Annotated in this window: 17 protein-coding genes and 3 pseudogenes; 4 read left to right on the top strand and 16 right to left on the bottom strand. The window is 64.1% G+C overall.

What is annotated here, in order from left to right; genetic code table 11:
* From MB1_RS24405 to MB1_RS24385, 5 genes are all read right to left on the bottom strand, one after another.
* Window positions 1-480, bottom strand: a 480-nt coding sequence (locus MB1_RS24405) for a DUF3558 family protein (protein WP_157084383.1), incomplete at its 3' end; no start/stop codon positions are given.
* On the bottom strand, window positions 477-902 hold the full coding sequence (locus MB1_RS24400) for a hypothetical protein (protein WP_066913636.1): 426 nt from the start codon (window positions 900-902) through the stop codon (window positions 477-479). The genes MB1_RS24400 and MB1_RS24405, both read right to left, overlap by 4 nt.
* Window positions 903-1,132: 230 nt before the next feature.
* Window positions 1,133-2,254 (bottom strand): ADP-ribosylglycohydrolase family protein, encoded by a 1,122-nt coding sequence (locus tag MB1_RS24395; protein WP_066913634.1) that lies wholly within the window; start codon window positions 2,252-2,254, stop codon window positions 1,133-1,135.
* A gap of 800 nt (window positions 2,255-3,054) precedes the next feature.
* Entirely contained in the window at window positions 3,055-3,966 is a 912-nt protein-coding gene (locus MB1_RS24390; protein WP_066913632.1) for a nucleotidyl transferase AbiEii/AbiGii toxin family protein, read from the bottom strand.
* Window positions 3,963-4,553 carry a type IV toxin-antitoxin system AbiEi family antitoxin domain-containing protein gene (locus tag MB1_RS24385; RefSeq protein WP_066913639.1) on the bottom strand — a complete coding sequence of 197 codons (591 nt, stop codon included), beginning with the start codon at window positions 4,551-4,553 and terminating at the stop codon, window positions 3,963-3,965. Before MB1_RS24385 ends, MB1_RS24390 begins: the two co-directional genes overlap by 4 nt.
* Before the next feature lie 140 nt (window positions 4,554-4,693).
* On the opposite strand from MB1_RS24385, the pseudogene MB1_RS25430 reads away from it, so the two are divergent.
* Window positions 4,694-4,837: pseudogene (locus MB1_RS25430) on the top strand (transposase); the annotation flags it as partial.
* Between the two features lie 15 nt (window positions 4,838-4,852).
* Here the strand turns inward: MB1_RS25430 and MB1_RS26180 are convergent.
* A complete protein-coding gene (locus tag MB1_RS26180; RefSeq protein ID WP_169801734.1) occupies window positions 4,853-5,389 on the bottom strand; it encodes a DUF3558 family protein in 537 nt (178 codons plus the stop codon).
* Window positions 5,390-5,961: 572 nt separating this feature from the next.
* Here MB1_RS26180 and MB1_RS24375 point away from each other — a divergent pair.
* A complete protein-coding gene (locus tag MB1_RS24375; protein ID WP_066913628.1) occupies window positions 5,962-6,336 on the top strand; it encodes a YciI family protein in 375 nt (124 codons plus the stop codon).
* A gap of 78 nt (window positions 6,337-6,414) precedes the next feature.
* A complete protein-coding gene (locus MB1_RS24370) occupies window positions 6,415-7,686 on the top strand; it encodes an RNA polymerase sigma factor (RefSeq protein ID WP_066913626.1) in 1,272 nt (423 codons plus the stop codon).
* Window positions 7,687-7,715: 29 nt separating this feature from the next.
* Here MB1_RS24370 and MB1_RS24365 read toward each other — a convergent pair whose 3' ends face one another.
* The 8 genes and pseudogenes from MB1_RS24365 to MB1_RS25890 all read right to left on the bottom strand — a co-directional run bounded on the left by MB1_RS24365 (window position 7,716) and on the right by MB1_RS25890 (window position 15,059).
* Window positions 7,716-8,159, bottom strand: a complete 444-nt coding sequence (locus MB1_RS24365) for an ester cyclase (RefSeq protein ID WP_066913624.1) — start codon at window positions 8,157-8,159, stop codon at window positions 7,716-7,718.
* Between the two features lie 35 nt (window positions 8,160-8,194).
* Window positions 8,195-8,941, bottom strand: a complete 747-nt coding sequence (locus MB1_RS24360) for a maleylpyruvate isomerase family mycothiol-dependent enzyme (protein WP_066913622.1) — start codon at window positions 8,939-8,941, stop codon at window positions 8,195-8,197.
* Entirely contained in the window at window positions 8,941-9,531 is a 591-nt protein-coding gene (locus MB1_RS24355) for a TetR/AcrR family transcriptional regulator (RefSeq protein ID WP_066913620.1), read from the bottom strand. The genes MB1_RS24360 and MB1_RS24355 overlap by 1 nt, the downstream gene beginning before the upstream one ends.
* A gap of 580 nt (window positions 9,532-10,111) precedes the next feature.
* On the bottom strand, window positions 10,112-11,359 hold the full coding sequence (locus tag MB1_RS24350) for a Fic family protein (RefSeq protein ID WP_066913618.1): 1,248 nt from the start codon (window positions 11,357-11,359) through the stop codon (window positions 10,112-10,114).
* A gap of 462 nt (window positions 11,360-11,821) precedes the next feature.
* Complete coding sequence (locus MB1_RS26175; protein ID WP_169801733.1) at window positions 11,822-12,382, bottom strand: DUF3558 domain-containing protein; 561 nt, start codon at window positions 12,380-12,382, stop codon at window positions 11,822-11,824.
* Window positions 12,379-12,723: a hypothetical protein gene (locus MB1_RS26170; RefSeq protein WP_066913614.1), complete on the bottom strand. Its 345-nt coding sequence runs from the start codon at window positions 12,721-12,723 to the stop codon at window positions 12,379-12,381. The genes MB1_RS26175 and MB1_RS26170 overlap by 4 nt, the downstream gene beginning before the upstream one ends.
* A gap of 304 nt (window positions 12,724-13,027) precedes the next feature.
* A pseudogene (locus tag MB1_RS25895) lies at window positions 13,028-14,194 on the bottom strand (IS3 family transposase).
* A 547-nt stretch (window positions 14,195-14,741) separates the two neighbouring features.
* A complete protein-coding gene (locus MB1_RS25890; protein ID WP_157084381.1) occupies window positions 14,742-15,059 on the bottom strand; it encodes a hypothetical protein in 318 nt (105 codons plus the stop codon).
* A 543-nt stretch (window positions 15,060-15,602) separates the two neighbouring features.
* Between MB1_RS25890 and MB1_RS25400 the strand changes: the two are divergent.
* Window positions 15,603-15,940 (top strand): annotated as a pseudogene (locus MB1_RS25400) (IS1634 family transposase); the annotation flags it as partial.
* A gap of 968 nt (window positions 15,941-16,908) precedes the next feature.
* On the opposite strand, the gene MB1_RS25885 reads toward MB1_RS25400, so the two are convergent.
* Together MB1_RS25885 and MB1_RS24310 are read right to left on the bottom strand one after the other, a co-directional pair.
* Complete coding sequence (locus tag MB1_RS25885) at window positions 16,909-17,358, bottom strand: hypothetical protein (protein WP_157084380.1); 450 nt, start codon at window positions 17,356-17,358, stop codon at window positions 16,909-16,911.
* 12 nt (window positions 17,359-17,370) lie between these two features.
* On the bottom strand, window positions 17,371-20,931 hold the full coding sequence (locus tag MB1_RS24310; RefSeq protein ID WP_066913606.1) for an RHS repeat-associated core domain-containing protein: 3,561 nt from the start codon (window positions 20,929-20,931) through the stop codon (window positions 17,371-17,373).
* Window positions 20,932-21,112: the final 181 nt, after the last annotated feature.

Below are 21,112 nucleotides of genomic sequence, written 5' to 3'. Positions count from 1 at the left end.
CCGCCTGCCCATGCTCGGGGTGCTGTTGACGATCACCGCCCCAAAGGAGGTGCGGATGAGAACCGAGCATGATCGATCGTCCGTCCCGCCGGGTACGTACCAGGCTTCGCGTCCGTTGACCGTGACCGCATACGGGGTGACCAGAAACGGAATCTGTTCCCAGGGGGTGTTCTGCGCGACCACGCTGGCTGAGCGTTCGTCCCCGAGCATTCCGCAGCCGACCATGGTTTCCCGGCCGATGGTGGTCACACCCGGATCCCTGTCCGCGGATTCGAGGCCGAATCTCAGGAGTATGGCGTCGTCGATCTGCGTGCAGGGGTCGAACGTGACGTCGGGCAACGGTTCCTCGGTGGGGGTGGTCACCATGGTCGAGGTTTCCGCTTGGTTGGTGATGGTCGTGTCGGGCATGGTGGATGTGGTGCAGCCTGCAAGTACGGATACGGCCAGTGCTGTTCCCAGCGTCATGCGTCGGTTGTTCATCCGGTAACGGTGTCCTGGTGGACGGCGGTTCCGGCCGCGTCGATGGTGGCTGTGTTCATGGACTCGGTTTCGACGTAGGCGGCGCCGGCCGCGCGAATGTCTGCGGCGTAGCCGCGGGTCAGGTCGACCTGCTCCTGGAGGTGGGCGATGGCTCGGTGTGCCTTGTCCCTGAAGCCGATGTTGAGTTCGTCCGCCGATGGGAACCCTGCAAACCCGGTGGAGTACGTCACACGTTTGAGGTTCTCTGCAACGCCCGCCAGATTGTCCGCATGTGTTTCGAATGCTTGGGCGATACGCTCCGCGGCGCCGGGCTCGATACGCAGATGTGTTCCGTCCGGCATGAAGGCCCCCTCGTTGGTCTGTCCCCTCTGTTGGACGCAGCCCTCGTCGATCGGGTTCCTTGGATGGATCAGGGTTTCCAACCTCGACGTTGGAGCCGTGGCGTTGCGACCAGCGCTGTAGATGAAGAATGGTCCGGCTCGAGAAGGTGCCGGGGACGCTCGGTCCGATGCGTGCTGCGCTCGACGTTGTGGTCCCGATGAGTCGGCCTACGCGAAGAGTGCCGTAGTCGGGGAGTTCCCGCCCAATACTCTCACCGCTGCGGTGATTCGCGATGACGCGCTGTACTCCGGCGTACGGGCGTCGACGACGTTCACCAGCCCGGATACCTGTCTGTCCACCGTGTGTACGGGCCGTAGTCCCCGTGGAGTCGCTTGTGTGCGGTGAATTCGTAGACGAAGTCGTCTGCGAGCGTCAGTATGGTGCCGCGGCCCTCCACCTCGAAGGCGAGTTCGGGTGGCAGCGCGGACTCGCCGTGCAAGGCTCCGAGGATATTGCCGCAGATCGCGCCGGTCGAGTCGCTGTCGCCCGAGTGCGTGACGGCGAGGCTGAGCGCGTCCAGAACTTCACCCGGTCCTGAATGTACAAGGGCTGCATACAGACCCATGGCAAACGCTTCCTCCGCGATCCAACCGCCCCCAAGAGACTCGATCGTCTCCGATGATGCGGGCCGTGCCATTGCGTCGACGGCTCCCATGATCGCGCGGGTGGTTTCTTCGTGGTGCGGCCGCCCGGATAGCTGCGTCAGGACGGTGTCGACCGCTTCGGGCAACGGCGTACCGCGCATGAGGGCGGCGATCAGTGCGGCGAAAGCTCCGGACGCCAGCTTTCCGGTGGGATGACCGTGGGTGAAGCCGGCGGCCTGTGCGGCCAACTCGAAGGGCGTGTCGTCCCGACGGACCCATCCGGTGGGTAACCATCCGAACGGAGCGCTGCGCATCACGCCGCCGCAGCCCTTCGAGCCGTTCCGCGCTTGCAGATCATAGGGTGGAATTCCACTCTTCTTCTCTCGCGCCTCTTCGAGTGCGGACAGGCAGGTACTGCCCGGTGCCCGGCGCGAGTAGAGCCATTCCTCGGTGATCAGCCAACCATCTCGGTCTCCTGTCGGAGAGGAATGCATCTGCGTATCCAGCCACCGGTCGTAGGCATGGCGAACGGCACCGATGGCGAAACCGAGCCCGCGATCCTGGCGGACCGAACCGCGAATCATGCCTTCGATGGTGAAGAGCGTCATCTGGGTGTCATCGGTGATACGGCCGTATGTTGGCTTGCCGTCCACGATCTCCGCGACATACTCAGTAACGCCGCCCGCGCCGCATTCGCGACGTATCCGATCGAGGTCCCAGAACTCGACAGGGCCTCCAAGCGCGTCACCGATCGCTCCGCCGAGCAGACATCCGGTAATTTTCGAACGGTAGCTGTCGAGCGTAGTCATATCCGGTATTTCGCTGCTCATTGCTCTCTCTCAAGAACTTGGGTGGTGGATACTCGGGTGGACCCGAACCGGCCGCCGGACAACCGTAGCTGTGGGACGGAACCAGGTCGAACGTCTGGGTGAGTGTCGTAGCCATCTCGGTCTTCGATCACTTCATCGGTCTGCGGCAAACCTCTGACGATGTGAAGGTCCGGAAGGACTCTTCGTTGCTCGAGCCGTAGGATCGGACCCCGAGCATTCGGCCGAGAGTCGATCCGGTGCTCGGAAGCAACGCCGAGCAGTTCCGAGCACAGCCCGGGTTTGCGGCGATAGAGATCGAGTACCGGACAAAGACACTGGCCAACTCCCGGTCGCTTGCCCACCTCGACGGCGCCGCCTACCCGGACGTGTCCGCGTCGTCTCGGACGAAGCTACCGATCTCCCTTCAACTGCACGTTGTGATGTTTCGGGACGTTGTTGCCGTTCAGGGGAATGTAGGTCAGGTCCCGTCATCGATGAGCGGCTCGATCGTTTCGGCCATTTCCAGGCGCCATCGCATCGGCCTCACTTTCGAACGTTGCCGACATCAACTCAGCCGTTCGAGTAGGCCCGTCGCGACGGGAAACCGGCAGAGTCGACTGCCGTCGCCTACTCGGGCAGCGGCCCTCCGGAACGATCGTCGGACGCTCAGTTCGGATGGAAGCAACGAACTCGGCTTGCTCACCCAAGTGACCACCAGCGCGTCTCGCCCGGATAGCCGCAACATAGAAGTAGGGAGCGGTCCTACTGGATGATGTACCGCCCGATCCTCCTCCGGCTGCTCACGGGACCACGATCCAGGCCCGTTCCGCGGGGTTCCACTCGGCCTCGGCATCGAGTCCGCCGAGCACCGGGTCAACAAAAGCAGCTACGGCTGCGACGGTGTCGGAGTATCTTTCCGGCAGAATCGCACCCACCTCGCCGAGTCCCTTCCGGTAGGCGACATATGCCGAGTCACGTAGCTCTCCGAGCCCCTCGGTGGCTTGCGCCAGCGGGATCAACATGGTGCCACGGAAATCTGCGGTCGCCAACAGTGCGTCCCGCAGCGGCCCGCATTGCACGGTCTGAGTACCGGTCAACAAGTAGATGTCGATGAAGTCACGCACGCGGGTGTTCGCTCTTCCCAGTCCGATTGCAGTGATCAGCTTCTCCGCGAGCACCGTCTCGATCGGGTAGCCCAGGATGCGGATCGGCGGAGAATCCGGTCGCAGTGCCGGCAGCTCGACTGCTCGCGGGGCCGGGGTGACGGGATCGCCGAAGTTGATGTCCAGACGCAGCTTGACCTGTGCGGTCGCGAGCTGTGCTGTCATCGTTACCCGTACGCCGGAGTACAGCGCGTCATCGCGAATCACCACTGCGGTGACAGTGTCGGGCAGAAACTCCACGCCGTCGTCCGAGTCTTCGATCGCGGCGATCTCGACAACGCGGCGAGCCACGGTCTCTTGATCACGGGACATGTTGCGTGCGAGAGCATCGGCATCAACCGTGGGGCGGCGGGTACCGAAGGAGGCCAGCAGCATCCCGCCCTTCAAGATGAAGTCCTCTGCGTACGGTGAGCGTGACATGCGCCACAGCCACCGCTCGACGATGTACATAGTGAGCAGTTCCTGGGTGCCACGCTTCTGGCGGCGAGCCTGGTTCTGCAGGTCGAGATATGCGCGCCCTGCGGCGCTTTCTCGCGTGGGCCGACTCATCGGGCACTCGCAACGTCGAGCGCAGCGCGCATCGGACCGAACGTCCCCAGCGCCTCCGCGTACTCCAGTAGCAGGGCAGGCCTCGGGCTCGGTGCTGCGAGATACCGGTGAAGTGCGACGTGCGCGATCGGCTCGCCAAGGCGTTTCCGAAATCTCATGAGGTCCACCACTGTCCGCGGCGCGTCATAGATGCGCACGGGCTCCCCGGGCCCCGCCTCGAACGAGGAAAGCCCGAGTTCAAAGGTCGCCTCATCGAAGCGGAACACTGCCACAGGCGGGTAGGCGATCACCGGCGTATGTGACCGTTTGGGCACGGCGATCTGCACCGAGGGCGGCATCTCGTCGGTCAAATCGTGAACCACTGCTGCCGAGACGCAGCACACGATCGCGCGAGGCGCACGGTACGCCACGGCGATCATGTCGGGGTACGACGCCGGAGGCGCGTCTGCTCGACGGAAGACCCCGCGTGAGAGCTCGATGATCAGCCCGTCATCTCGCCAGGCGTACAGATCTCGCGGATGCACCCCGTACTCCCGCGAGGTCAAGGCCGTGAACGTCGACGGGAGTGACCGGTCCAACTCCTTCATGGATACAATCCTCACACAGAATGCCTCGCTATGTAAGGTTCTTATCCACCCTTGGGCCGGCAGCCAATAGCGGCGCCGGTGCTCACACGAGTCGTAGCGGCTCGACACCAGGATTCGGAAGGGCTGAGCAATGAACCGATGCGTCGAACGGTCCGGTCGAAGCGATCAACGGGCGGCTCGAACACCTCCGCGGGATCGCTCTCGGGTTCCGCAACCTGAACCACTACATCTTGCGGTCACTCATCCACTCCGGCCAACTGGCAGACCGACTTCACGCACTCTGATTCCGGAAGAGCCCTTTAACCTCCGCCATCGATGAAGGTTTCTATCGCCTCGGCGATCTCCACGATGCTGTCGCAACGATCCATGTTCGGATCGGGTCGCCTGCCCAAGCGCGGGTTGTTGTTGACGATCACGGCTCCGAACGATGTTCGCATGAGGACCGAGCATGAATCGTCGGACAAGCTACCGGGTACGTACCAGGTCTCGCGTCCATTGATAGTGATCGCAGTTGGGGTGACGTGGAAGGGGATCTGGTCCCAGGGGGTGTTCTGCGCGACGAGGTTGATGGCGCGTTCGTCGCCGATGATGCCGCACCCGACCATTGTCTCCCTGCCGATGGTGATCACATCCGGATCGATCCTCGCGGGGTGGAGGCCGAATGTCAGGAGGAAGGCGTCATCGATGTGCGCGCAGGGGTCGAAGGAGACCTCGGGCAACGTCGATTCCGTTGGGGTGGTCACGATAGAGGAAGTCTCGGCGAGGTCTTCAATAGGAGGATCGGAGACTTCCGGGGTGCCGCATCCTGCGAGTACGGAGAGTGCGAACACCGCCACCAAATCGGCGTGCCGGGTCCTCATCCGGTGGCTGGGTTCGGATGGACGAGGCTCCCCGCCATGTGGAGTGCGGACGCGTTGGCGTCCTCGGTTTCGACATAGGCGGCGCCGGCTGCACGGATGTCTGCGGCGTAGGGGCGGGTCAGATCGATCTGCTCCTGGAGGTGGGCGATGGCCAGGCGCGCCTTGTTCGTGAAGCCGGCATCCAGTTCCTTGGCCGACGGAAACCCCGCGAACCCGGTCGAGTGACCAGCACGTTGAAAGGTTCTGCGAGACTTCGCTCAGATTATCGGCGTGCCTTTCGAACGCCTGGGCGATGCGCTCGGCGGCTTCGGGTTCTATGCGCATCGGGGTGTCGTTCGGCATGGAGGTCTCCTTGCGATTTGTCCCTCCTATTGGACGCGGCCGACGTCGATCGGGTTCCACAGGTGCAGGAGCTACCCCCGCCGCTGCCACGATCGTTGGAAGCGCGGAATTCGCGGAGAAATTTCTCGAGGGTGATGTCGAAGCCAGGCATGCTCGTTCGACGTAGGTGCGACAGACCAAGTGAGCAACCACAAGGAGTGAGCCACATGCCTCGTTTCATGGGATTCGTTCGGATGGAAGAGAACATCGGAACACCGCCGAAGGCGCTGTTCGACGCGATGGACGAGTACATCGGCGAACGCGCCGCGAAGGGGATCTTCCTCGACGGCGGCGGCCTCTACGGCACCGAGGACGCGGTGAACTACGTCGTCCGCCAGGGTCAGGTCACGCGGGTCGACGGCCCGTACGCCGAGGGCAAGGAGGTCGTCGGCGGCTGGTCGATCCTCGAGTACCCGACCGTGGAGGACGCGATCGCCGACCAGCAGTCGTTTGCCGACTTGCACGCGAAGTACTGGCCGGAGGTCACGGTGATCTCCACACTGCGCCAGATCTCCACCGGGCCCGACGCGCCCGCGGAGTAGTCCACCCGACCCGCCGATCCCGCGCCGTCACGGCCGGGATCGGCGGGTGGTTGGGCCGGCCTCACTACCCTGGGTCTGGTGCCGCCCCATTCCCTTGCCGACGAACCGAGCCGGGTCGTTCACACGGTCTGGCGGGCCGAGTCCGCTCGTGTGGTCGGCGCCTTGACCAGGATGACCCGCGACGTGGGATTGGCCGAGGACATCGCTCAGGACGCGCTGGTCGCGGCCCTCGAGCAGTGGCCGACCGTCGGTGTGCCGGACAACCCCGTCGCCTGGTTGATGACGACCGCCAAGCGCCGTGCCGTCGATCACTTTCGGCGCGCGGACACCCTGCGCCGCAAGGTCGCCGAGATCGAACATGCGCGCGGCGGGGAGGAGGACACGATGCCCGACATCGCGTCTCGGATCGACTACATCGAGGACGATGTACTCCGGCTGATCTTCCTCACCTGCCATCCGGTGCTCACGCCGGAATCGCGCGCCGCGCTGACACTACGACTTGTCGGCGGCCTGACCACCGCCGAGATCGCCCGAGCCTTCCTCGCCGGGGAATCCGCTATGGGGCAGCGGATCTCGCGTGCGAAGAAGACCCTTGCCGAGGCGCACGCAGAGTTCGAACTACCGACCGGTCCCGAGCGGGCCGAGCGACTCGATGATGTCATGGCCGTGATCTACCTGATCTTCAACGAGGGGTACACCGCAACGACGGGTGCGGATTGGATGCGTTCGGATCTCACCACCGAGGCAGTGCGGCTGGCCCGAATGCTCGCGGCGCTCACCCCCGACGAACCGGAGGTGCTCGGCCTGCTGGCGCTGCTGGAGATCCAGGCCTCTCGCACGTCCGCCCGCCTCGACGCCGTGGGTCGGCCGGTGCTGCTCGAAGCGCAGGACCGCAGCCGATGGGACCGGTCGATGATCCGGCGCGGTCTCACCGCCCCGGACACCGCGGAGCGGCTCGCCGCGCGCGGGGTGCCGATCGGCCGGTACTTCCTGCAGGCGGCGATCGCCGCCCAGCACGCTCGCGCACAGCGTTCCGAGGACACCGACTGGAGGCGGATCGCCACGTTGTACGACGTATTGGCCGAGGCCGCCCCGGGCCCGATCGTGGAGGTCAACCGCGCCGTCGCCCACGGTCGGGCGTTCGGGCCCGGGGCCGGACTCGCCATCCTCGACGCCGTCGATCCGACGTCGCTACGCGATTCTCCGCTGCTGCCGAGCGTGCGTGGTGACCTGCTCGAGCGCGCCGGCCGGCGTGCCGAGGCGGCGGATGCGTTCACCGAGGCCGCCGCGCGAACCGGCAATGCCGGCGAACGGGTGGTCCTGGAGGACAGGGCCGCGCAGAACATGTGATTGCCCTGCCGCCGCGCATTCGGGACGATTCAGCTCTCGCCCGGACCGGTGAGCACTCCGAGCTGTCCGAGCAGGGCGGCGATGTCCATGATGAGGCGGCTGTCGACAAAGATGTTGTCGCGGTAGCGATCGATGGTCCAGGCCTCGACAGTCACCGGGCGCCCGGTCGCGGGGATACCCATGAACTCACCCTCGTGGGTGCCCGACCACGTGGAGAAGGCCATGATGCGATCGCCCTCGACGAGGGTGTCGTGAACCGTCCAGTGCAGGTCGGGGAATGCGTTGAACAGCATCCGAAGCACGTCGGCGAGACCGGCGCGGCCGGGTCCCTGGCCGGGGAAGGGGTTGATTTCCACGAAGTCTTCGGCGACAAGCTCGGTCATCGTCTTGTCGAGGTCTCGGGCGTTGATCACGTCGTCGATGAAGTGCTGCAGGAGGAATCGGAGGTCCTGCTGCGCAATGGTGCTGGACATGTGAGTGGTCCTTTCGTTCGGGAGGTTCGGGTTTTTCAGAGTGGTAAGGGGTGGCGCAGGACGCCCTCGCCGACGAGTCGCCCGCTGAGGGTTCGGATGAAGTCGAGGGCATCGATCTCGACGACCTCGCCGCCGTTGCCGTTGGTGAAGGTGCCGCCGGCGGGCCCGGTCAGGTGCAGCGTGAAGGGTTCACCGTGCAGTTGTGCCCATTCGTCGACGATGTCGGCGACCAGGCGTCCATCGTGCGGTTGATCGACCGTCATGGGGCGACCGATCGCTGAGTGGATGTCGATCCGGTGCGCCCACGTGTCACGGGTGAAGCCCACCTCGAGCAGGTAGTTCAGCGGCTTCCATCCGAGCGGTTCGCCCATCGGGATGGGAAGCCGACGAAGTGGTGGGGGAGTGCCGAATCGGCCCGTAACCGCTTTGGTGCCAATCGCTTCGACCCGGGTGACCACATCGGATTCGGTGAGGCCGGTACGCTCGCGAATCTGAAGCTCGTTGAGGCCGTCGACCCAGTGGTGCGAGTCGATCTGCTTGTTCAGCGGCAGACCGCGGCGGAGCTGGTGGAGAAACACCAGCGGTGATGCCTGGGACTCCGCCGAGCCGAGGACGTGCAGGACCATCTTGCGGACGTCCCAACCGACACAATCGGTATCGGTTTCCCATTCGTCCGGGCTCAGGGACGCAACCAATGCGGCGAATCGCTCGAACTCGACCGTTGCGAGTGTGCGGGCCTCCTCGCGGTCGATGCGGGTGATGCCGGTTCCGGTGGTGCTCATCATCGGGAAGTCCTTTCACGTGCGTTGTCGACGAGAACGTCGGTCATGCGGTCGAGGTGACGGAGCCAACGATCGCCGCCCGGATCGTTGCTGAGCTGGGCTTCGATCAAGCCCGCCGTCATCGCGACGAGGCAGTCGACATCCCCCGAATCGGTGACGCCGGCCGCCCTCATCACCGCGACGATGCGGGTCAGAGCCTCCCGGGCGATGGCATAGGACTCGGCGCTCGGCTCGAACCCCGGGATCACCCGCCGAAAGAGGAGCGAGTTCCTCGCCGGATCGGCGACGGCGAAATCGGCAAACGCGCGCAGGCAGGTCTTCAGCGCCGTTTTCGGCTCGGCGGGCATATCCAGCTGGGACAACATCGTCAGCAGTTCCCGGTTGCCCGCGGCGAACATCTCGTCGTACAGGGCGTTCTTGGAGTCGAAGTACACGTAGAGGGATGGCTGCTGCATCCCTACCTTCCGGGCGAGATCTCGAAGCGAGATCAGCTGGATGCCGTTCTCCCGGGCCAGACCCCACGCCGCCTCGACGATCGTCGCGATCTTCGCGTCGCGACGCTGCTCGACCTTGCCGATGGTTGTTGCCATCCCGCCTCCTATCGCTGATAGGAAATTAACCTATCGCCGATAGTAAGTCAATGGCCCGCGGCGTACATCTCGTGGAGCCGATGGGGTGCCCCGGGGTGCGTTCACGGCGGTAGGTGAGCGTTTCCCTGGGATGTTGTGTGAATCGATCGCCGCAAGTCCCGTTGCGCCGCGCCGCGTGCGCATGCGGCAGGAGCCGTCGTCTCGTCGCCGCCGGACCGTGGCGATGATCGCGTGAACGGACCGCGGTCTGCGCGGGTCGAGTGGAGATCGGGTTCGAGGGCATCCATGAAGCCCGGGCAGGTGTTCGGCCGCCCGCCGTACGCCGCGACCAGGTCGGCCGCGCGGGCGCTGCGTACCAGCACCGCTCCCGGCTCGAAGCGATCGATCCCGACTCGGCCGACCGGATCACCGTGGTATCGCGAACCTTTTCCGGTGGCTCATACGCGGTCGGCGTTGGCTTCTGCATCGTATGTGACTGGGAAAGCCGTTCCGGTCGAATTAAATACGCCCCGTGTGCGTTTCGCTGTCGGGCACCTCGATAACTCCATCGTCGGCGTCCTCGAGATCTTGGATGCAGCTTCTACTCGGCAGGTTCGCCCGCGGCGGTATGTGAAGGCTCGGGGCCGCCGGGTTGTGGTCGCAAGTGGTCGGTCGTGCGTTTTCCGATGGCTGAGCTGAGAGCGTCGAGTTCTGCCAGGACGTCGATGGCGGCCCAGATGCGATTGCGCTTGCTCTCGGAGAGCACCTCGAGCACCCCGGCATCAGTGAGCCTGTTGAGTGCGCGATAGGTGTTGACGCTGCTGGTGCCGGTGATCCGCCGGGCAGTGTCCGCGTTGAAGATCGGGGTGTCGAGCAGGCGCTCCAACAGTGTCTCGTCGGCGGAGTTGGTGCGTGGTTTGATCGTGTGCCGCCAATGGTCGGGTAGTTCGGCGAGTGCGCGTGCCGAGTCTTGCGCGGCTTCACTCGCATGGATGGTCGCAGTGGCGACGTACTCGACGAAGCCGTCGGCGTCACCGTCCCGGTAGTCGTCGAGCCGGCGGAAGTAACGGCTGGTGTCCGCGAGCATGGCCGACGCCAGCGGAACGGTGATCCTTCGGGTGAGTCCGCGACGACGGAGGATGGCGCTGATCAGGGCGCGTCCAATGCGTCCGTTCCCGTCGCCGAACGGGTGGATGGACTCGAATTGTGCGTGGGCAATCGCCGCCTGACCGAGTATCGGCAGGTCGGTGCGGTTCGCGAACTCGACCAGGTCGTCCATCAGTTCCGGCACGAGGTCGGCGGGTGGCGGTACGTGCGATGCGTTGATGGGCGTGTAGTCGCTGCCGCCGATCCAGTTCTGAACGTCGCGAAAGGCGCCGCTGCCGCGCGCCGCGTAGTAATCGGGCGCCATGAGCACACGGTGGGCATCGAGAAGGCTGCCGACGCTCATGAGTCCGGCTCCGGCAGCGTCGACCATGGCTATCAATGCGGTGACCGCAGCGAGCTGGGACTTCGCTTCATCGCTGGCCTTTCCGTCCGCGAGTGCCCGTCCGAAGGCCCGCCATCCGGCGTCGATGTGCTCGATCTTGGAGGACGCGACGGACTCGCTGCGCAATAGGAAGTCCGCCAGCGGGGCGAGATGGTCGCCGAAGCCGGCCTCCAGTCGGGCGACGGCAATAGTGGCGGACTCGTGTGCACGGGCGACGGCGCCTGCTGGGTCGTAGTGCAGGCCCGCGATGCGCGGCGGGATGCTGACCTCGATGTGCGCGAGGGTGCGATCTGCCTTGGAGCCCTGCCGTTGACGGGGGGTCCATACGCGGCGTTCGCGACTATGTGGCGGCCAGTCCATGAGCGCCTTCCCGGTCAAGAAGCGTTATCAGCTGGGATATTAGTTAGATTGTACATGCATAAACATAACTAATGCGGGACTACTTGATGCTTCCTGGACTCCAGGCGTGCTCATCTCGTCATCCGAATGGATGGCCTGGCCGTCGGTGGCAACGCACGGGACGTTCCTGGCCTGGCCTGGCGAGCGTGAGGTGTATGCCAGGAAGACGAGGCGACCGTCGCGTGTCTCGCGGTAGGTGAACTGGGCGTCCTCAATGGCGTCGACGTGGTCGACGCAAGGCGCATAGCGCACGGGTGGAGTCCGCTCCGGCTCCACATAGGCGAGTTGATCCGACATCTGATTTCCCCCCGAGTCGGGGGCCTAACTGGACGAGTCGGCGTCGTCTTGGACGCAGCTAACGATCTCCTTCACCTGCACGTTGTGATGTTCGGGGGACGTTGTCGCAGGTCAGGGGAATGTAGGTCAGGTCCCGTCGTCGATGAGCGGTTCGATCGCTTCGGCCATTTCCAGGGCGCCGTCGCAGCGGTCCATGGTCGGATCGGGCCGCCTGCCCATGCTCGGGGTGTTGTTGATGATCACGGCTCCGAACGACGTTCGCATGAGAACCGAGCATCCGTTGTCGTGCAGGCTTCCGGGTACGTACCAGGCTTCGCGTCCGTTGACGGTGATCGCTTGTGGGGTGACTTGAAACGGAATGTCGTCCCAGGGGGTGTTTTGCGCGACCAGGGTGACCGAGCGTTGGTCACCGGGAACTCCGCAGCTCACTATCGTTTCTCTGCCGAGGGTGAGCACATCCGGTTCTCTCTCGGTAGGTTCGAGGCCGAATCTCAGGAGTATGGCATCGTCGATGTCGATGCACGGGTCGAATGTGACCTCGGGCAACGCCGGCGTGGTCGAGGTCGCTATGGCAGGTGCGCTTTCGGGGCGTTCCGTGGTGGCCGAACCGGAGATGCTGGGAGTGCCGCAGCCCGCAAGTACAGAGATGGTGAGGGCCGTCGCCAGTGCTACGCGTCGGTTGTTCATCCGGATCCGGTGTCCGGACTGACAGCGGATCCCGCTTCGCCGATCATGGTTGAGTTGGTGGAGTCGGTCTCGATGTAGGCGGCCCCGGCCGCGCGGATTTCTGCAGCGTGGCGGCGCGTCAGGTCGATTTGCTCCTGCAGATGGCCTATGGCGAGGCGCGCCTTGTTCGTGAAGCCTGCGTGGAGTTCGTCGGCCGATGGGAAACCCGCAAACCCGGTCGAGTGCCCGGCACGTTCCAGCCTCCGTGACACTGCCGCCAGATTGTCGGCGTGTCTGTCGAATGCCTGAGCGATCCGCTCGGCGGCACCGGGTTCGATGCGCATCTGTGTGCCGTCCGGCATGCGGCCCTCCCTCGTGCTTCTGTCTCTTGTTGGACGCAGGCCGCGTCGATCGGGTTCCCGGCGAATGAGGTGCTCCAGCCGCTCGGGCGAAGCCGTCATGTTGCGACCAGCAATCCATGGCCAACCTCGACTGACGCCGAGCCGACGGCAGTGTCTTGCTGGTGACACAGTGGTGCAGCGGTATCAAGATCAGCAGCTGGAGCCCCAGCTTCGCAAACAGTTCGAGCGCGTAGCGGCGGACATCTTTGGGACGCGCCCCCGCAGGATCGCAGGGGTCTGCTGCACGATCAGGTGACAGTTTCGGTCACGCGGCCTGACTGGCCGGTGTGGTCATGTTGGCTTCGAATTCGACGGGGGTCAACCGGCCGAGTCCGGCTTGTCGGCGGCGTCGGTGGTAGGTGCGTTCGATCCAGGTGACGATGGCGATGCGCAGTTGCTCACGGGTGTCCCAGCGGCGGCGGTCGAGCACGTTCTTCTGTAGCAGGGAAAAGAAGCTCTCCATGGCGGCGTTGTCGCCGGCCGCACCGACCCGTCCCATAGAGCCGACCATCTCGTAATGGTGCAGCGCGTGCACGAATCGCCTTGAGCGAAACTGAGATCCGCGATCAGAATGTAGGATGCACCCGGCGACATCCCCGGCGCCGTACCACCGCGCTGTGCAGTGCCCTGGTCGCCAGCCTGGACTTCATCCGGGAGTCAATCGAGTAGCCGACGATCCTGTTGGAGAACGCGTCTTTGATGGCGCAGAGGTAGAGCTTGCCCTCACCGGTACGGTGCTCGGTGATATCGCTGAGCCACAACTGATTCGGACCAGAAGCAGTGAAGTCACGCTCGACGAGATCGTCATGGACCGGTGGGCCGTGCTTGCCGTTCTTGCCCCGCTTGCGCTTGCCGAACACGCTCCACAGGCGATTCTGCGAACAGATGCGCCAGGCAGTGCGCTCGGCCATCGGCTCGCCGGCGTCACGGGCCTCCTCGACCAGGTAGCGGTAGCCGAACTCCGGATCGTCGCGGTGGGCGTCGAACAGGGCGTTGGCGCGGTAGGCCTCGACGAGGTCGACATCGGCGACAGGGGCGGCCAGCCAGCGGTAATACGGTTGGCGAGCGAGCTTAAGTGCCCGGCACGTCACCGCGACGGGAATCCCGTCGGCGGCGAGCTCCTTCACGAGCGGGTAGACCCTTTTCCCGGCAGATTGGCCTGCGACAGATACGCCGCAGCCCGGCGCAGCACCTCGTTCTCCTGCTCGAGCAGTTTGATCCGCCGCCGGGCCTCGCGAAGCTCACCAGACTCGCCGGTGGTCTTGCCAGGCTTGGCGCCCTCATCGATGTCGGCCTGACGGAGCCATTTCTGCAGTGTCATCGGGTGCACCCCGAAATCAGTGGCGACCTGCTCGATCGTCACACCGTCGTCACGGTTGCGGGCCACGCGGACGACATCGTCGCGGAACTCACGGGGATAGGGCCTTGCCATGGGAACATCCTTCCAGCCCACCCACCAGGGGCAAGCCAACTCAGATGTCACCTATCCGTGCAGCAGACCCGGGACACGCTGAATCCTGGCAGGTTGCCGGGGAAGCGAGATGATCGTCCACGATGGCAAGGAAGAATTACCCGGACGAGTTCAAGTGGGTGCGCTGGCGCTCCTACCGCGATACCGCCGGTGCGACGATCACCAAATCGCAGGTGAGTTGGGTGTCGGCGTGGTGCACCGCTGCCGATGTGCCGGTCCGAAACCGAAGGGCAGCGTCCACGAGCGAGCCCGCACCGGGACCGGAGACCGCCGAGCAAGAACTATCCAGGCTCCGAACCGAGAACCAGGCATTGCGTGCGGACAAGACGCGGCTGTCGACCGAGCGGGACATCCTGCGGCGGCCAGGTATTTCGCCGGGGAGATGAACTGGTGAGCCGCTCCCCGGTTCGTCGCCGACCACCGGAACCTGCGAGGTGAAGTGGCTCTGCACGGTCATGGGGATCGCGCGTTCGTCGAATACCACAGGCCGCGTGTCCAACGTCCGGGGTCAGTGCCCCCTCTCAGGAATAACGGTAGCGGATATGCCGACTGTGCCCGTGAGTTGTTCGTTCAGGGCAATGGTATAGACGCGGCTTTTCGCGGTTATGCCAGTTCCGTATACGTATTCCCCGGCGCTCCGGATGTCTGCGACGAACTCCATCGCTCCATGCACCGATACGCCATTCCTGGCTGCGATCTTGTACTTTGTTTCCAGAGTCTCTGCCAGGGAAACGGAGAGTTGCTTGGTGATCCGTAGGTCCGTTGGTTTCCTCTCCAGGATGGCGGATGCGGCGGCCGGAGCCCATTCATTGGCTGACGCTTCCAACAGGCTAATGATGAGTTCAAGCCTAACTAAGCGAGATGCACTTTTCTGTCACAGTAATGTGAGAACCTCCAGTGATGATGCCTTCGAGTAGTATCTCTGACTCGTTATAGTGGTCCGGGCTGGGTATAGATCGGTGAATTTGCTCTTGCCGTGTCGTCCTTAGCAACACCCCCTCCATGGTTCCGTCTCGTGTGCCGAACTCAGTGGCGATTCGGAGGTCGGTAGTCCAACTGGTCAGATTGCTGCTGCGGGTGTTGCCACGATTGTGTTCTTCTGCATCTATGTGCCCCAGTGGGTCTCCTGGCCACGCTTCGCCCCGAGTCGCCTCATCATAGACGTTGTGGTTCTCAGGTATACCCCGATACAGTCGGGTACCACCTTGCGTTCCGCAAGGCGCCAGCCCAAAGGATCGGTCCAGACGGTCGGGTTGTCGACGTAGGTGCTTGGATTCGATGCCGGCGCCAAGCCGAGCGGGTCCGGTTCAGGTATCGGCTGGTTTGAACCGTCTCGGGTTTCCTGCCGCTCTGACCTGCTTTGTGCAGCAGTCCCGAATTCGTGGTCGGCTCCTACCACAAGTTATGGCGCATCGAGAAAAGCTTCCGGATGTCCAAGTCGGACCTGGCGGCCCGCTCGATCTACCGCCGCACCCGCGACTCCATCGACGCCCACCTCACGATCGTGTTCGCCGCCCTCGCGGTAACCTGGATCGTCGAAGCCCGCACCGGATGGTCGATCAAGAAATTCGTCACCACCGCCCGCCGCTACCGGGCCGTCACTATCCAAGCCGGAACCCACACCATCAACGCCGCCGACCCCTACCCGCCGACCCCCTACCCGCCGACCTCCACCACGCCCTCCAGACCATCCGCGGTGGACACTAATCTGAGCCAAGTCAGGTTACTCCACAGACGTGTTCCAAGCGGCAGAAGCTCTTGCTGTCTGTTGAAGTCGGCCACCGCCGACTTGTGGTGGTCAACGGAGATTCGTAACCAGTAGGATCGGAGATTCAGCTGCTATTATCACCACGGTGATCCGTTCCTATGACGCACCCGATGATGCGAGTGAGCGCAATGTCGAACCATATTGAGACAACCTGACTGTTTTTCCCGGGGAGGTAGGTCATAGCGACCTCGGTTTCCGATAATTGGCCAAGGCCCCTAACCAACTCGTAAACACCACTGACATTAGGTGCCCACTCGAGTCGGCGCCGATAAATCCGGGTCAATATCTGTGCGTCAGTCACGGTGATTTCAAGGGTGTCATTCGGAGGGAGCGACCGGAGCGTCGCTGACGCGATATCTTGAGCTTCTGAATCTATCGACTGGCTGGACTCTATTAGCTTCAGTGCATTCTTGATGCGTATGTTTGAATGAGAGTTCACCACCGTATACCTCCGCTCCATGGGCTGCGTCGAGAATGGGAACTTCGCTTTCGCCGAAGATGCCTGGCGAGGGGATGTGCTGGTATCCGGTGCGATCTGCATTCGGGATTCTCAGCACGATACCGGGACCGTTTCCTTCGCTTGTCACGTCGAGCGCCACCGACCTATCTGTTGTCCATGATGTGAATTCGCTTCGATTGTTGCCGCCGTTGTGGAGTCTTGGATCGGAATGGCGGCCCACGGTCGGGCAACGCCGTTGGAGTCCTCGTTGTAGGCGGGGTGTGCGCAGTCTATGCCCCGGCAGATCGAGTCGGAGACAATCCACGCCGTGCTTCACACTAAGCGAGCCGACTGATCTCGGCCCTCGCATCCACATAGGTACGAAAGCGGACCACATCATGTGATGATGCCTGGTTCCGAGCAGGCTATACGATGCGGGCTATTTCGGCCCGCTGAATATTCCTGTATTTACTCCATGAACATAGCCGAAAGCAGCAGCTCCCGAAAGTGCTGCTCATCCAGAGATTCCACGGAGTAGCGAGGCCCGTGGTCATAGACTGCCGAGGCCAGCCCTTCCAGCAGGCCGACAACGGTGGAATCGCCAGTTATGTACTCTCGTGCGGCCCAATCATCGAATACGCCCCCGATATCATTCCTCATGCCCTCCGGAAGATCTTCTTTCGCCGAGGGAGGACTGGCTGAACCGGAATATGCCAACACTTGTATCGACTGTCGCAGAAGGGATGGAATCTCTTGCCATTTGATTGATCCCGATTCTCTGAGTATCGTCGCTCCTTCGCGTGCAAACTGAACTATCAAGGCTCGAACCAGTTCGCTGTCTCGATCTGCGAACTGTTCTGATTTCGACACTTGGCTGGTGATCTCATCGATTTCTGATGCAATCTTACTGTAGTCCACGTTTACTCGCGATCATTCAAATCGGGGGTTGGTCCAGCTGCCGTCAGCTTGGCCCGTCGGCATTCGGATTCTAACGGATTCGCCAAAGGTATCAGTTGTGAAGCGTCTTCTGAGCCAATCTTCCTCGAAGCTCTCCAGGGGTACGAGTCGGTATGGAATATCAACTCCGGCCATCTGGAATACAGCCAGTCGACGGTTATCCACGGAGTGCAGCTCGCCGTCCCTAACCACAACTCGAATCGGTTCGAAGACTCCGGAGTCCAGGCTTCCAGATCGCAGTTGCTCCACAGTGTCATCTAAGGCGCCGCCAGTCGAAAACTCGTACTTGATGGAATTCTGGCTGAACCTGATCTCGGTAGGGTCCATCCGCCCAGTCGTAGCGAGGTTGTCCCATCGGCATGGTGCTAGTCCAAGCGGGTCGGACCAAGTGGTTGGGTTGTCGACGTAGGTGTTCGGGTTGGGTGCCGGCGCGAGGCCGAGGGGGTCGGGGATGAGGTAGCGGCCGGTGGCCGGATCGTATGTGCGAAGCAGGTTGTAGTGCAGCCCGGTTTCGTCGTCGCGGTACTGGCCGGGGAAGCGTAGGGGAGTGCTGTCGCCGGTCCAAGTGGTGGTGCCCCAGAGGGTTGTGGCTGCGGTTCCGACGAGCTCCCCACCGTCGGACTCGACGAGGCCGATCGGCGTGCCGATCAGGTCGGCGATGATGGCGTGGAACTGGTGGTCCACTTCCTGCTGATCGAGATCGCGATGGGTGGTGCGGATTTGGGTCAGGGGAGTGTGTGAGCCGGGATGGTAGGTCCAGTGCAGAGAGTGCGCGGGCCCGTGCTCCTCGACGACATGCGTGCCGTCCCAGACGAAGCGGGTCGGCTCGGAGACTTCGTGCCCGCGCTGCTTCTCGACACGCCTGCCCAGGGCATCGTAGGTGTAGCGCCATCGTGCTCCGTCTGGGGTGGTGACGTCGATGAGCTGGTCGAAGTCGTCGTAGGCAAAGGTCGCGGTGGCGGCCGGTCGCGAGATCCGGGTGGTGGTTGCCGAGACGAGGCGCCCGGCGGTGTCGTACCGGTAGCGGGTGCGGCCTCGGCGGCGCAGGAGTGTTCCGTGGATCTCCCGGTCGTGGGTGTCCGGCCCGGAACCGGCAGATCCGCCGGTGGCGGTGATGTTGCCCAGCCCGTCGTAGGCGAACCGTTCGACAATCCCGTCGGCTCCATCCACAGTGAGAACCCGGCCGACGGCGTCCAGGTCGAAGCTGCGTCGGTCGACCCCGGCGCCGGTCGTCGTCACCTGTTCGGTGGGAATGCCATCCGCCCGATATCCGTACTGGTCGACCCGCAGCACGGAAGCCTCCGTGGAAGGCCCGCCGAGGTCGAGCAGCGGCGTCGGGTGCGCTTGGGTGATCTGCTCGACCAGCCTCCCGGAGACATCGAAGGTCCGATCGACCGCAACGTCACCCACGCGGAACCCGGTGCTGCGGCCGGCGTTGTCGTGCTGCAGATCTACCACACGATCGTCGACCCGCATGGCCACCGGTCGACCGACCGAATCCCACTCCCAAGCGGTCACTCCGCCGCTGCTCGAGCGGGTTTCGACGCGCCGGCCGTGCACGTCGTACCGGTGGTCGATCGTGCCGGTGGGGGAGACCTCCCGCAGCAGGCGTCCGGCGTCGGACCGTTCCGAATCGATCCGCCACGCCCGACCGTCAACCCCCACCGCCTCGGCGACCACCACGCGACCGGCGAGGTCGTATTCAAACCGCCGCACCGCGCCACCGCTGGTGCTGGTCGATTCCAGTTGGCCCAACACATCGAAGGTGTTGGTCCGGACCGCCCCGGCGGGGGTTTCCACCGCGGCCGCCCGCCCGACGATGTCGCGGCGGTAGCGGGTGCAGGCACCGTTGTAGTCGGTTTGCTCGATCAGGCGCCCGGCCGGATCGTAGGTATAGGTCCATGTGTCACCGAGCGGGTTGGTGACTCCGGTCAGCCGTAGCTCCGTGTCGCGGGTGTATCGGGTGACGGTGCCGTCCGGCAGGGTCCGGGAGCGAAGAGCATCGAACGGGCCGTACTCGTATCGGGTGACGAATCCGGCGCGGTTGGTGTGTGACAGCAGGTTTGCTTCGCCGTCGTAGGTGCGGTGTTCGGTGGTCCCGTCGGGGAAGGTGACCACGGTGGGTTGACCGTCGACAGTCCAGGTGAACGCGGTCACGGCGCCGAGCGGGTCGGTGATGCGTATCGGCCGGCCGAACGCGTCCCGGTCGATCATGGTGACGGCCCCATGCGGGTCAATCACGCGCACGGGCAGTCCGGCCCCGTCGACCTGCACCCGCGTCACCCCGCCGCCCGCGGCTATCGCGGTCACCGCCCCGTGCGGGGAGTGCGTGTACTCGGTGCGCACCCCGTCCGGGTCGGTGGTGGCGACCGGGTTCCCGCGCTCGTCCCAGGTTTGGTGCCGGCGCGCCCCACCGGGTTGCTCGACGATCGACGGTTGTCCCGGCGCGGTGTAGGAGACGCGGATCAGCTCTCCGTCGGGTCGCCGGATCGTCGCCACATCACCAGATGGTGTGTACCGGTATTCGGTGACGGCACCGTCGGGGTTGGTGACGCGCACCGGCTTGCGGTCGATATTGAAATCGGTGAACGTGAGCGCACCGACCTCGTCGATCACGGTCCTCGGGCGGTGGTCGACGTCGAAACCCTCGGCCCTCCGAGCCCCCAGCGAGTTGGTGATCACCGTGACCGAGCCGGTGCCATCGGGTCGCTCGGCGTAGGCCAGGTCGGCGTTGCGGATGCCGGCGATGCCGCGTTGGGCGATCACTCGACCATCCGGGTCGTAGGTGTTGGTCAGCCAGGTCCCGTTGTCGTCTACCCACCGGGTCATCCGACCGTCATCGTCGTACTCGAAGTGGGTGACCCCGCCGAGGCCGTTGGTGACGGTGGTCAGCACACCTGCGGTGTAGTCGAATTCGCGAACGGTGGTGACGGTGTCCGCACCGACCACCGCGTACGACACGATCCGGCCGGCAAGGGTGTCGACCAGCACCCGGTAGCCGCCGGAATGATCGACGGCCACGGGTGTTCCGGTGTCGTCCCAGCGGAACCGGATGCGGTTGCCGTGCCGGTCGGTGATCGCCGAGATCGCCAGATTCCCCAGTGCCGCATCCACACCGGACAGGGATAGTTCGGGTGCGAAGTGCCAGCTGATTCCGGTGGTCGGCTGGTCGAGGCGGTAGCCGCCGCGTTCGGTGCGCATCAGGGTGCGGCGCTGCCCGGACAGACACGGGGTCGGGATATCGACCTCGGGATGGTCGAAGCGCAGCAGCATGCCGTCCTCGGCGAACACCACCACACCATCGCCGTCGACCACCAGCCGAATGTCGAACGTCGACCACCAGGTGGCACCGAACCACCGGCCGAACCGGAAATTGGAGCGGTGGCGCCGCCCCAACACCAGTGGCAGCACCCCCGGCAATGTCAGATCGTGTGCCGGTAGCAGGAACTCACCGGTTGCCGTGGCGACGGGGTCGGCGGATTCCGCCGTCTGATGGGCAGTTTGGTCGGCACGCGGGCCCTGGTCCTCGGCCACAGTCCGCGCTCCGTCGTCCGCGGCCGCGCGGCTTTCGGTCGTTGCCGGATCTGGGGAGTGTGGTGGCGCCGGGGTTCCGGAATCTGCCACCGGCGACGTGTCGGCAGGGGCATCGAGGCGATCGGATGGTGGCCGGGCGTCCACACTGTCCATTACCCGGTCTACGGTGCGCGCGGTATCC

The sequence above is a fragment of the Millisia brevis NBRC 105863 genome (assembly GCF_001552615.1).
In the GTDB taxonomy this organism is placed as follows: Bacteria; Actinomycetota; Actinomycetes; order Mycobacteriales; family Mycobacteriaceae; genus Millisia; species Millisia brevis.
The sequence above is the reverse complement of the archived record's forward strand: the minus strand, read 5'-3'. Positions and strand labels throughout refer to the sequence as shown.

Bases quoted from the DNA above. Each gene is read 5' to 3' on its own strand.
- MB1_RS24395 (WP_066913634.1), bottom strand. From the start codon at position 2,254: ATGACTACGCTCGACAGCTACCGTTCGAAAATTACCGGATGTCTGCTC.
- MB1_RS24390 (WP_066913632.1), bottom strand. From the start codon at position 3,966: ATGAGTCGGCCCACGCGAGAAAGCGCCGCAGGGCGCGCATATCTCGAC.
- MB1_RS24385 (WP_066913639.1), bottom strand. From the start codon at position 4,553: ATGAAGGAGTTGGACCGGTCACTCCCGTCGACGTTCACGGCCTTGACC.
- MB1_RS24375 (WP_066913628.1), top strand. From the start codon at position 5,962: ATGCCTCGTTTCATGGGATTCGTTCGGATGGAAGAGAACATCGGAACA.
- MB1_RS24365 (WP_066913624.1), bottom strand. From the start codon at position 8,159: ATGTCCAGCACCATTGCGCAGCAGGACCTCCGATTCCTCCTGCAGCAC.
- MB1_RS24360 (WP_066913622.1), bottom strand. From the start codon at position 8,941: ATGAGCACCACCGGAACCGGCATCACCCGCATCGACCGCGAGGAGGCC.
- MB1_RS24355 (WP_066913620.1), bottom strand. From the start codon at position 9,531: ATGGCAACAACCATCGGCAAGGTCGAGCAGCGTCGCGACGCGAAGATC.
- MB1_RS24350 (WP_066913618.1), bottom strand. From the start codon at position 11,359: ATGGACTGGCCGCCACATAGTCGCGAACGCCGCGTATGGACCCCCCGT.
- MB1_RS26175 (WP_169801733.1), bottom strand. From the start codon at position 12,382: ATGAACAACCGACGCGTAGCACTGGCGACGGCCCTCACCATCTCTGTA.
- MB1_RS26170 (WP_066913614.1), bottom strand. From the start codon at position 12,723: ATGCCGGACGGCACACAGATGCGCATCGAACCCGGTGCCGCCGAGCGG.